Here is a 13,315-nt window from a genome sequence, read left to right as displayed (position 1 = left end):
AAATCCCGATGGTTCAAATCGGGACGCAAAGATCGTAAAATCAAATGGGAAAAAGTAATGACATTTTGAATGACCAATTACCAGTCTGGTTTACCACTAGGCGGTCGCTTGGTGGGTTTCCTTCGCTGATGCTGCAGGTATTTGATTTCGCTCTGTCTCATTGCTTCTAGCAATTGCCTGGCCTTTTCTTCAGAGATTCCCATTTCTTCTAACTTTTCTTTGGTCATCTGTTCCTGAGATTTTTCTTCTTCGCTTTCCTGTTCTTCACCGTCCTTTTTCTCTTGCTCTTTTTTCTCCTGATTTTCTTCATCAGACTTTTCCTGGTTCTCTCCGTCTTTGTTTTCTTGATTTTCCTTTTCCCCGTCTTTCTTCTGATCTTGATTTTGTTGCTCTTGTTCGTCCTCTCCGTCCTTATTTTCCTGATCTTGTTTTTGCTCTTGCTCTTGCTTTTTCTGCTCTTCGAGTAGTTTCTTCACTACTTCATAATTATAGATTGCTTCCTTATTGGTAGGATCTGCTTTGATTGCAGCTTTTAATTGCTGAAGTGCTTCTTCAAGCTTGCCTGCATTTTTGCTCATCACTCCAAGTTGTTGCAGAGCTATAGATTTCATCTTTTTACTTTCTGAGCTGATGAGCTTACCGTAGTTCATTTTGGCACCCGCAGTATCCCCCAAATGATAGTGGGCATGTGCCAGGTTTAGTTTGATAGCAGGATCATCTACGCCTAGTGAATCATGCAAAAGCGTGTACTTAGATAGAGCCAATTCATAATCTTTCTCGTGATAAGCTTTCTCTGCTTCTTTCTTCAATGCATTGATCTTTGCGATCTCTTTTGGGTCGTTAATTATTAGGGCTAATACGATTACTAAAAACGTCCTCATAGCTTTATCAATTTCACACTGAACAACACATCGATTACCATCAAAAACAATGCTAGACTTAGAAAATAATAGTACCTATTTTGGGTGGCGTCTACTTGCTTTGAGTCTCGCATTTCTCCTTCAACAGTGTTGATCGCATTAATCAAACGCGACACATCGTTTCTTGATTCATTTATTTCAAAATATTCCCCTCCAGTATTCTCTGCTAAATTTTCTAAGGATGAAGAATTCAGTTGGGATACGACATCTTTGCCGTCGCTGTCCGTCTTGAATCCATTACGGGTTGGGATTTTGCTTCCCTGTTTTGTTCCGACGCCTAGCGTAAATAATGTAATCCCTTCCGATTCCAATTCTTCAGCTATTTCACTTGTATTATCTCCGAAATCCTCACCATCGCTTATGAGAATGGTAATCTTGGCTTTGGATCGTGTAATTACCGTATCATCAGCAATCAACTTTTCCGTTGCCATTTCCAGAGGTGGTCCAAAGTCTGTTCCAAAGTTAGGAACCATGTTGGTGTTTAATGTCTGGATGAAAAGATTAAGTGCATTATTGTCATAGGTAAGTGGGCATTGCATGTAAGCTTCGCTGCTAAACATGATAAGTCCAATTCGATCTGAATTGAAGGCTTCTACAATATTCTTTAGCTCGAACTTCACCTTTTCCAGTCGGGAAGGTTGTACGTCCACTGCATTCATGGATTGGCTGAGGTCAATACAAATGAAAATATCTTTCCCAACCGTTTTCACCTCTCTGGATGCATCACCAAAGCTGGGACCAAGTAGAGCAGTTACAATTAAGCTAAAGTAGAGTGTACGTAAGATCGTTTTTATGATCACCCTTCTTGCAGGAAGGTCTAATCTTTTGGTAGTGGTGATGACACGCCATATGAATGACATATAAAGAATAATGAAAGCTCCTGCTATTATTAGTTCAAAAGTGCCTATTGAGTTGACCCATTTCATCGTCGGCAAATCTAACAGAACAAGTCAATCAAAAGAGCTAGAATTTTATGGATTAACATTTTTTAGGAAGAACGGCACACTCTGATTGATTTATCTGATTCTCAACTGCATCTAGTCGCTTATTCCTTCATTTAAGATTCATGTTTTTTTGCATAAACACTATTGAGGTATTTATAATGAGTATAATCGTCAATACTTAATTACGTTTTATAAGAAAATTGTTTTTAATAAAGAATTTATATAGATTTATTTAGAAGTAGCATCTAATGGCTTTGTGAGTGAATTGCCATTAGATCTTATTAGATAGTAGATATTTTCATTGTGATGATTGTTTCTTAAATCTGATAAATACTTTATTTAACCATCATATACGCTGTTTTTGTTAATTATATCAAGAAGAGTTGTTGAACTTGAGAGGCTTTATGTAGTGAAGAATTCTTTTTTGAATTTTGAAAAAAGACGTGAATTTAAAGTGCTGAAAAAGATGGTGTACAAAAAGCAATACCTGACCAAATATTAGACCTTCTTTTTGAACTTTTTAGGCGTGTTTTATTCAATCAAAATCGAATTTTTTTTTGATGATTGAAACCAAAAACCACCGTTATGAATTCGCTCACAGAAAGTTCAATTAGTAAGCTTTGTATATTATTTTTCATCCCATTACTAATTCTGATAGATCACCCAATCTTTGGACAGTCCCAAATTTATGCTGATGGCTTTGAGTCAGGCTTTGAAGGCTGGTCTACCACAGGTTGGAGCCGAGATTCGGATAATGCACTTGGAACCTCGGATGGCAATTATCTGCATCCCACAAGTTTTGATGATTATGGCATTCTTGTCGATGTAACTACTACAAGTGGCACCATAGATTTATCAGGCCATTATGGGTTAGTGCTGGAAATGGACATTAGCTACGAAACCGATAATACTTTTAGTATAGAAGATGGATTTAATATTGAATATTCGGATGATGATGGAAGCTCATGGAATCTATTGGGATCCACCACAGAAGGTAATAATTGGTTTAATACCACAAATGTCTTCGCCTTGGCAGAGGAAGGATGGTCCGGAAATAGCAGTGGGTGGATAACGGCTTCAATCGTCTTACCTGACGTACTGGATAATAATTCAACGGTACGTTTCAGAGTCAGGTTTGCGTCAGATGTCAATGCATCGTTTAATGCGGGCATTGGCTTTGATAATTTTATAATTACAGGATATGATGTAAGCGACGCTGCTCCGGGTAACGTTTCTACTGGCTTGTCACTTTGGCTCAAAGCAGATGGGCCTGTTGTTACTGAAGGAACTACTGTCAACACATGGGCTGATCTTAGCTCTGGACAAAATCACGCGCGTCAAAATACCTTTTCTTCAAGACCAAATTATTTAGATTCAGCTATTAATTTCAACCCAGTTCTGCAATTTGATGATTCTGATTTACAAGGTACTGCTGGATTTTACACACGTGAGTTCTTCGTAGTTATAGACCCTGACTTTATTAGCAGCAGTTCAGAAGAAACCGGTGATGTAATAGGTTATCAACCTGGAGATGTTGGGAGCTTGGAGTTGGGGTCATCGACAGTTCAATTTGCTGACGAACTAATATCACACACTATTTTTCCTGCAGATGGTTATCGATCGGCATTTCAGGATCCAGCAGGAGAGTATGTGCTAGCGAACCCAATTATTATAAATGACAGATGGAATGCCACAAATAATGGACAATACATTTATTTAAATGGTGAACGTGTCGACAATATAGAAGATGACCCTGATGGTGATTATGTAGACTTTTCGGATGGTGCTTATGTAATAGGGTATGGCTTTGATTTTACTGATGATTTTCAAGGAGGTATTGCAGAAGTCATATCCTACAGTTCCAAACTCAGTGACAGTGATAAGGCTGATGTAGAAACATATCTAGCCATTAAATATGGTATTACATTGGATGAAGACCTTTCCAGTACGACAACCAACTTCGATTATCAAGTAGATGGATCCACTATTATATGGCCTGGAAGTTCTGATGCAGGATATCAAACCTATCACCACGATGTAGCTGGAATAGGTAAGAATACGAACACTCAAGGGCTAAATCAGCCGAGCAGCCAAAGCATAAACGATGCTACTATAGTAAGCATGCGTAATCCTTCAGACCTTGACGATAGTGAATATTTGGTATGGGGGAATGATGATGGCACCAACACTTTCACAACTGCTGATATAATTTCAGGAATAACCCAACGACTGGAGCGAATATGGAAAGTAAAACAGACCGGGGACGTTGGTACTGTCACGCTCAATTTTGACATCACCAATCTTTCCGTTGACAAAGACAATACAACCTTGAATCTCATTGTAGCACCCGGAACAGCTACAATGCCGACGGATTTAGGAGATGAAGCCATAGCAACTTTGGTCTTAGGAGGGAATGTTACAACAGTTGGAGGAAAAGATATCTTATCCTTTGAAAATGTTGATTTAGCTGATGGAGATTTTTTTACCTTAGGTGGTGATGTGCAAACGATAGCTCCAGGCGGTGTATCTGCGGGACTCACACTTTGGTTGAGGCCAGATGATGGTGTTTCTACAACTGCTTCAAATTTGGTTACCAGCTGGGCTGACGTAAGCGGAAATGGAAATGATGCCGATCAGGGTGATGACAATGAAAAACCTACTTTACTTGAAAATGAAATCAATTTCAATGATGCGATTGACTTTACAGATGATTTTTTAGATGGCATAGCCGGTTTTAATACGCATGATTACTTTCTCGTGGTGAAACCAGACCTTACCATTCAAACTTCGAATGACATTGGTTTCCTGCTAGGATTCAGGAACGGTTCTTTTGATGGGTTATACCTTGGAGATCAGGGCGATGTAACCAATGCAGTAGTAGGGCATGCGTATGATATTTATCGTTCTGCAGACGCTTCCGGAACCATCAGCGGGCCAGTTACTATTTTAAACTCCAGAAACAATGCAACAGCAGATGGTCAGGAACTATTTGCAGATGATGTTCAGATCGATGATACTGAGCAAAATGCAGGCTCTTTTGGAAACAGAACAAATTCCTTTTTCAGGCTGGGGAATAATTTCCTGCAAACAGAATCTTACGATGGAAAAATTGCAGAAGTAATTAGCTACAATACAAGACTAGGTGATACTGATAGGAGAGATGTCGTTTCCTACTTAGGATTAAAGTATGGTGTAACACTCGATATTTCCAGTGAGGCCTATACGGTTGACGGAGCATCCATTTATAATAATGCGAGCTATGCCAACGATATTGCTGGCATAGGTATCAATTTGGATCATGGGTTGAGTCAGACTGTTTCCATCAGCGGTAATGCAGATGCAATAGTTCAGATTGAAGGCGGCAATAACCTTGGCTCTGGAGATTACATCTTGTGGGGTAGTGACGCCACTGATAAAACATTGGCACAAAGTACTGAATTGCCAGGTGCCTATGAGGAGCGAACGCAAACAGAGTGGCAAGTAGATGTCACAGGCTCACCAGGAAATGTTACTGTAAAAGTTTATGTAGGCGCAATCGCAAACTTTGCCAGCCGTGTGAAAGCAGAAGGTCTCTACTCATTATTAGTGAACACATCCAATGATTTCTCTACTATAACGAATGCCTATGAAGGTAGCTATTTTTCTGGCGACACCATTGTTTTTGAAGACGTGTCATTTGCCGATAACGATTTTTTCACACTAAGCATACCAGCTGCCCCATCCTTAAATGCCGATATAGCCTTATGGTTGAGAGCTGATGCCGGCACAAGTACGACTACAGATGGAGTTGCGGTTACTACTTGGGCAGATCAGGCCGGATCCAATGATGCTTCAGGTGCTGGTGGAACAAGACCACTTTATGTGGCAAATGCAATGGGAAATCAGCCGGCGATATCTTTTGATGGCACCAACGATATCATTGGAGGTTCCGGAGGATTTTATTCTCAAGATTACTTTATCGTTCTTGATCCGGATATCACCTACTCATACAATTCGGCTGGCGCAGGTGTTATAGGATTTGAATCGGGCGAATTTACAGGCTTTGGTCTGGGACCGGTAACCTCTGATGCTGGCGTTCCAGATGAAGTGGTTACACATCTATATCAGGCGTCAGGATCGTACAGGTCTGCACAAACTGGAACCAGTGTCAGCTACACGGACGCGGTTATCTTCAATTCTTCTGTCAATTCAACCAACGACGGTCAGGATATATATGCAGACGGAATTCAAATTGACAATGGAGAGGCCAATGCCGGATCATTTACCAATCTATCAAATCAAGCCTATCAGTTGGGAGATGTCTTTTCTGGGATTGGAGCATATGACGGTACCATTAGTGAGGTTATCAGTTTCGATTCGCGATTAACTGACAATGAAAGGAGGGATATTACTTCATATCTTGCGATAAAGTATGGCATTGAGCTCGATATAAGCACTACTGGCTATACATATAATGATGGAACCAACCTTTATAATCTCACAGCCTATGCTAATGACATCTCAGCTATTGGCATAAACTCTTCCCAAGGATTATTTATAAATAGCAACTCCAGTTTCAATGCATCAGGTATTCTAACTGTAAGTGCCGCTTCCAGTCTTAATAATGAAGACTATTTGTTTTGGGGCGACGATGGAGGTGTAATTACATCTACCACATCAAATCTTCCTGGCACAGTGACAGAGCGGGTTACACGGATATGGGGTTTAACTGAAACCGGAGATGTAGGTACTGTAAGCCTAGCATTTGATCTCACAGGTGGAGGTTACGGGGCCTATTCTATTACGGATTTTTCTTTAATTCTTGATTCGGATGATGATTTTACAAATGGCACATTAAGCATAACTACCGCCGCAAGCTTTGATGGTACTACACTTGTTTTTGAAGGCATCAATCCTACAGGTGCAGTGAACCTGGCCATTGGCACTAGTAGAGATTTGACAACTGATACAGACTCGGACGGTATACCTGATTACTTCGAAATAGCCTATGGGACGGATGAAGCCGATGGTGACAGTCCGGTGATTGGGGGAGGAAATGACGACAACCTCAACGCAACTGCCAATAAAGGGATAAACGATACAGGCATCAACGGTGATGGTATCACCGATGCACTTGAACAGATATTAATTGATAACGGAGCTGTCGGCCCAATTTCCAGAATAACGGATACCGATGGGGATGGTATTCCTGATTGGCTGGAAGTGGCCGACGGCACTAATCCGTTCAATGGAGATCAACCAATCGCTTCAGGCGATGCAGATACAGATAACGATGGCATACCAGACGCTTTTGAAACCTATATTGGAAACAGTGGAGGAGCTGTTGATCCTGATTTAGCGACCGATACAGACAGTGATGGAATACCGGATTATTATGAAGCATTAAATAATACGAATCCGGGTGATGCCAATGACCCTGTTGCTTTGGGTGGATCGGATTCAGATTTCGACGGCATTACTGATGCTTTGGAAGCGATTTTAGTATCTGGTGGAGCTGATGCGCCTATCAACCTTGTATCAGATATAGATGACGATGGTATTCCAGACTATATTGAAGCACTCACAAATACGGATCCATTTGATGAGGAGAGCCCTGGACTTCCATCTGCAATCGTAAGTATTCGAGCGCTACAGGCAGATTATGAAGCAAGTGGAGGAAACTGCCAGGATTTTAGCGGATACCAATGGATACATGTCACTGATCAAAATGGGAATTTGGTTTATTCCATCAATCCTGTTGGCAATGACCTTGGATCTACGTGTTGGGCCGTACGGGTTTTAAATGGCCAGGCAAATGTTCGGATGCAGACGGTGGGAGGTACTCAGGATGAATATGTTATGAATCGAAATTGGTGGATTTCACCTACCACTCAGCCAAGTACAGATGTTTATTTGAGGTTTTACTCACTTGATGCTGAACCAGTCGACTTAAGAGATGCGGTTGTCTCTGATGGATATGACCCAAATGTGCTTGACGAATTCCAGGCAGATAGTATTCATTTTACTAAGATTTCAGGCGTAGATGATTTAGATCCGTTTGTCTCTGGTGGAATTAGAAGTTCGCATCAGCCGATGGTAGCTGATGTAGGAAGCCTTGGGAAGTCTTTTACGTTTGGAATTTCATCTTTTTCTTCATTTGTTCCACATTATAGCCCTGGCAATGACAATGTGGCCTTGCCAGTTGAATTGAGTTTCTTCAATGGGGAATTAGATAATGAGTCTGTGCTGCTTACTTGGCAAACATTAACCGAAGTGAACAACGATAAATTTATGGTAGAAAGAAGTACGGATGGAGTAACATTTAAAGTGTTAAGTGAACGAGATGGTGCCGGAAATTCTTCCGAACGGATTGACTATCAATATATTGATAATTCACCACTAGACGAGGTAAATTACTATCGACTTACTCAGGTAGATTACGATGGTCAGTCTACCCACTCCGGGATTATATCTATTCATACGAATTCAGATTTGATAAAATGGAGACTTTACCCTAATCCCACTTCGGATTTTATAAATGTTCAAGGAAATAATTCTCAAACCTTTACGGAAGGATTTTCGGTTAGCTTAATCGATCTTTCAGGTAAAACATACCCAATAGACACATTCGTTTTAGGAGATCGGATAAAGATTCCTGTTTCAAACTTGCCATCAGGCATGTATGTGCTTAAAGTAAATGCGGTAGGAAATACCGAATCTTTTTTTATTAGGATAAACTAGTTAATAAAGTCTGGTTTTAAGAATAATAGGATTGCCTTGTTTACTCTCGCAGTGACATATGATATCCTGATATTTCAAATAGCTTGGAGTATACATATTGGTATCTATAAAATATGATCCGTCTGATTTGGGAAGTGATTTCAAATCAGGATGCATCACATTGAAGAAGGTTTCATCAATTAATTTTCCAATGTAGAATTTTGACTCTTTACATGCTTTGGATGTTGATAGCTTGATCCTGTTTCCTGCTTTGGTAGCCAGAATCTTGTTGTCATTCTTTTTCGATCCGTCAAGTAAGTATTCAATGGTGCCAAGTCCAGGGTTTCCATTACCATAGTTTATGATTGCTTTCAATTGACCTGTGGTATAATAGAGTTTACGCGGACCGTGTAGAAGATCGTTTTGGTATGCTGTTTCAGCATATAGTTTTCCATTTTTATAGTACTTTTTGGAAGTACCCTCTCGCTTACCTTGATTGTAGGGTATGGCTAGCATTACTGTTTCACCATCATCGTGATATAAATAGGAGGTACCATGCTTAATTCCTTTATCGTAGTTTACGATTGTCTTGAGTCTCTTGTCCCTTGTGTATTGTCTAATCTCACCATCTCGGACCTTCTTTTCTGAAATGGCTTCAGGAGAATTTGCCTTAAATACCTCCAGAACATCAAAATATGTATTAAAAACACCGAAGATGCTTACGATTACAAGAGCAATTAGAATTTGCGTTTTATTCATGCAGAGAATTATTTGAAAGGAAATTAATAAAGAATTGAATGAAGGAAATGGATTTTTGAAGGTAACTTTTATATTTGCACTCCTTTTCAGAGATGTCTTGGTTTCAAGCCATGATTTGAGGAGGAGTTTTGGTCGCAAAGTTGACTAAAAATGAGCGTTAGTTAATGCCCCGGAGAGGTGGGTGAGTGGCTGAAACCACATGTTTGCTAAACATGCGTGCGAGAAATCGTACCGGGGGTTCGAATCCCCCTCTCTCCGCAAACAAAATGTTGCGAAAGCAACAACCGGAGAATCCCGGCTCAAGTTTACTTGAAGATGGGATTGAGGAGGTTGGTTTGATACGAAGTATCATCATTTTGTTTCATTCTCCCCAATGTGGGATCATGAAATAATCCCCCTCTCTCCACAACAAATATGGTTGCATAGCTCAACTGGATAGAGCAGCTGCCTTCTAAGCAGCAGGTTCGGGGTTCGAGTCCCTGTGCAATCACGATCAAAACCCGCTTCTGGCGGGTTTTTTCGTTTTTAAGGATTGAAGGAAGACAGTGCTGTCCGAAGGAGCGGGTTCGGACGGGCGGACGTGTCGAGTCCCTGTGCATCCTTACTAAATCTCGAGGTATTTGAGAATACGTAAAAGATCAACCCCCATTCAATTAAGGTATACATCCTGTATACTTCTACTAGTTGAGTGTAATATTTTGGGTTTTTTTACAATACAATGATTCTAATCTTCTTTTTCATTGCATTAATTCGACTTTGCATAGTTCATCAATAACCAAATTCCATGAAAATTAGACTGCTCAGTAAGCTAGTAATTCTGCTCGCATTACTATTTAAATTATCGGCTCAGGAAGCGATTCAATATTCTGAAATAAATGTTGTCCCGCCATCACCAAATGTTGCTTCTCTCAATAAATTCATTGATGTTCCTGTCAGTCACTATACAGGTATTCCTAGCATAAATATTCCAATTTATACAGTTGATTTACCACAGCTGCAGCTACCAATTTCAATGAATTATCATGCTGGTGGATTGAGGGTAGAAGAGCATGCAAGCTGGATAGGAGCAGGTTGGTCATTAAGCGCGGGTGGAAGTGTAAGCAGAACCTTGCGAGGAATACCTGATGAATCTGACAGCTTTGCAAAGTGGGGATGGTTTACAGATCATACTGAGCGAATGTTTAATTCATCCGGGGGAGTGTTAGCTGATTCAATATTTAGCTGTTATTCGCAATATTCAGAATTGGGATCAACATGGGGAGGTGCAGCCGTCATTAGGGCCGATACACTTGCTAAAGGTTGGATCGATTCTGAACCAGATGTATATCATTATTCACTGCCATCCGGTGGAGGTAAATTTATTTTCACAAGGGATAGAGCAATTTACAAACTTGATACGGACAATTTCAGCATTAACAATCATCCATTCCAATCCAGCACACTACCCAATTATCCAAACGAATCTGATTATTCATGGGTGATTTTTGGACCTGATGGTATTAAGTACACTTTTGATACACCCGAACGCACAACGGTAACTTCAGACTGTGGATCTGCCGACTCACCTTACGATGGGCCGGGAGGTCTTGATTATTATCAAAGTGCATGGCTTTTGACAAAGATGTCTCTCAATGGAGACTCTATTGTATTTGACTATGAAGTCGAAAACCTCACTTATGACCAACGTTTAAGTAGTACGCAAAATGAAAAAATTCCCGGTGGATCAGGTAATCCTCCTTCTGGAAGCCATTGTTACAATACAACTTCTGTAACATCTTATCGATTAAGCAAAATCACTGCATCTAATGGTGTTACTGTAGATTTTCTGGCACAAGAATCTGGAAGTAGGACGGATTTGAATGGCAGCAAGCGCCTCACCCGTATTAATATAAAACGTGGTAGTCAATACATTAAGGGTTTCTTAATTGACACTGATAGCTATTTTGGGTCCAATAGCAAGCTTAAATTGAACTCGGTTACACCTATCAATGAAAATGGAAACATTGAAAATGGCTATAGTTTTGACTACTACAGTGAGGGAACTGTGCCTGCGTCAGATTCTAGAGGTCAGGACTATTGGGGATTTTACAATGGAAGCTCAGCCACCGGTAGCTTAATTCCAGAGTTTAAAGACAATACATTTCACTTTAATCCCAATGGAGTCAATCGAGATCCAAGCTTAACAAATACCAGGACAGGAACATTACATAAAATCAATTTTCCAACTGGCGGCTACACTCAGTTTGACTATGAACTAAACTCAAGATATGACAGCTCAAAAAGAACTACATATAGGCAATCAATAGAGGCTGATGGGACCAATGGTGCCGGTGATGAAAAATATAGCCCAATTTTTATTGTAGGTCAAAATTGTAGCGCAACATTAGAAGATAATGTTGTGCAAAATGGAGAAAGTATATATGCTTACTTGGAAGACAGTTTAGGAAATATCATTAATTTAAATCAGGTTGTCGAAGGAAACAGGCTGATACTTCCTTCTGGAACCTACCGACTGCACGCGTATGATGAGGAGGATAATGAAACGGCTCAAATATCCATTGAGTATGAGCAGGTTGAGCCTGGAATAGAGGAAATAGGAGGGTTGAGGATAAAGAAAATATCCAACTCAGCTGGAATCGAAAAAACCTATTCTTACACTGGAAATGATGGAAACCCAAGTGGCATATTGTTTTCACCTCCCAGTTTTACTGGAGTTGTTCATACTAATTATCCGGGATCAATGCCTGGGCTTATTTGTGAAGACAATGATGGAGATTATCCTCCTGTTTCATGGCTCACACTAAGTGATAAATCTCAATTGCCAGGTATTACTTACCAAGGCTCACATATTGGTTACTCAATGGTTAGGGAAATAGCGCGAGATCCGTTCTCCAGTGCAAGGAATGGAATGACTGTTTATGAATTCATCAACGATAACCCACCCTTAAACAACGATTATCCATTTGTTCCCTCTACAGACCTTAGTTACAAGAATGGAAAAATCAAAGAAAAGTCCATTTACAAAACGTATGTCTATCAAAAAGATACTACTATCCTTGGCTTGCCTACTACTACAGATTCAATTGCTAATACCAAGATAAAATCAATACAATATAGTTATAATGAGTATACGCTCAACAGTCAGAGTATTAGAGCATTTAAAGTTGGAAAGGTAGCTACACGCTTTTGCTATAGATGTTCTACAACGATCAACGATGATTTCAAACTCAACCTTTATGATTACCAGAGAAAATGGTATGCACTATCCAGTGTAGAAGAGACAAGCTTTGAAACTTCTGGTCAATTATCCACTACCCTGACATACCATTACGGTGATAGCCTTGATCATACCTTCCCCACAGCGCAAACCCAATCTTTTGGGAGTTACTCTCATAAGGATCTAATGGTCAGGCATAGCAGCTATCCAGCGTTGGTCAGTACCTATTCCAAGTCTTTATTGAAACCGGGGGTTTCTGCTAGGCAATTGTCGGGAACGAAACTCACCTATCATGGAAAGCTACCATTGACGGTAAAAAAATGGGATAGTGAGGACGATTCGTACAATTTAGAAGCAGAGTATACCTATGACGGCAACCGAGTAATTACAAAGAAGATTTTTTCGGGAAATTCTTCGAGTGCTGGTTTGGAGATAGAAGAGAATTACCTCTGGGCGTTTGACAATAGTTCAGTCGTGGCAGTGATCACAAATGCTACGCGAGCAGAGATTGATCAGAAGCTTACAACAACGGACTTCACCAACCTCCAGAATGGCGTCAATATCGAAAGCATCGTTGGTGGATTGAGGAGCAACCTGTCGGACGCACAGGTTCGAACCTTTCTATGGAGATATGGCTATGGCATTGAAAAAGAAATAGATCCAAATGGATATGCAAAATCTTATTCCTATGACCCGTTTGGACGACTTATCGAAGTGAGGGATGATGATGATAACATCGTTGCCAGATATCAATACCAATACATCTCCCAATAATC

General features: G+C 40.2%; 5 protein-coding genes and 2 tRNA genes. 4 read left to right on the top strand and 3 right to left on the bottom strand.

Annotation, left to right across the window (positions count from 1 at the left end):
* Positions 1–77 precede the first annotated feature (77 nt).
* Positions 78–881, bottom strand: a complete 804-nt coding sequence (locus ABJG98_RS05960) for a hypothetical protein (RefSeq protein WP_348278573.1) — start codon at positions 879–881, stop codon at positions 78–80.
* Complete coding sequence (locus ABJG98_RS05955) at positions 878–1,846, bottom strand: VWA domain-containing protein (RefSeq protein ID WP_348278572.1); 969 nt, start codon at positions 1,844–1,846, stop codon at positions 878–880. The genes ABJG98_RS05960 and ABJG98_RS05955 overlap by 4 nt, the downstream gene beginning before the upstream one ends.
* A gap of 603 nt (positions 1,847–2,449) precedes the next feature.
* On the opposite strand from ABJG98_RS05955, the gene ABJG98_RS05950 reads away from it, so the two are divergent.
* Positions 2,450–8,584: a T9SS type A sorting domain-containing protein gene (locus ABJG98_RS05950; protein ID WP_348278571.1), complete on the top strand. Its 6,135-nt coding sequence runs from the start codon at positions 2,450–2,452 to the stop codon at positions 8,582–8,584.
* On the opposite strand, the gene ABJG98_RS05945 is transcribed toward ABJG98_RS05950, so the two are convergent.
* A complete protein-coding gene (locus ABJG98_RS05945) occupies positions 8,585–9,322 on the bottom strand; it encodes a hypothetical protein (protein ID WP_348278570.1) in 738 nt (245 codons plus the stop codon). It abuts the gene before it with no gap.
* Between the two features lie 171 nt (positions 9,323–9,493).
* On the opposite strand from ABJG98_RS05945, the gene ABJG98_RS05940 reads away from it, so the two are divergent.
* From ABJG98_RS05940 to ABJG98_RS05930, 3 genes are all read left to right on the top strand, one after another.
* A tRNA-Ser gene (locus ABJG98_RS05940) sits at positions 9,494–9,580 on the top strand.
* 158 nt (positions 9,581–9,738) lie between these two features.
* Positions 9,739–9,812: transfer RNA gene (locus ABJG98_RS05935), tRNA-Arg, on the top strand.
* 294 nt (positions 9,813–10,106) lie between these two features.
* The gene (locus ABJG98_RS05930) at positions 10,107–13,313 is read left to right on the top strand and encodes a hypothetical protein (RefSeq protein ID WP_348278569.1); all 3,207 of its coding nucleotides are present in this window, start codon (positions 10,107–10,109) and stop codon (positions 13,311–13,313) included.
* Positions 13,314–13,315 lie beyond the last annotated feature (2 nt).

This window comes from Ekhidna sp. (assembly GCF_039960695.1).
Lineage (GTDB): Bacteria > Bacteroidota > Bacteroidia > Cytophagales > Cyclobacteriaceae > Ekhidna.
The sequence above is the reverse complement of the archived record's forward strand: the minus strand, read 5'-3'. Positions and strand labels throughout refer to the sequence as shown.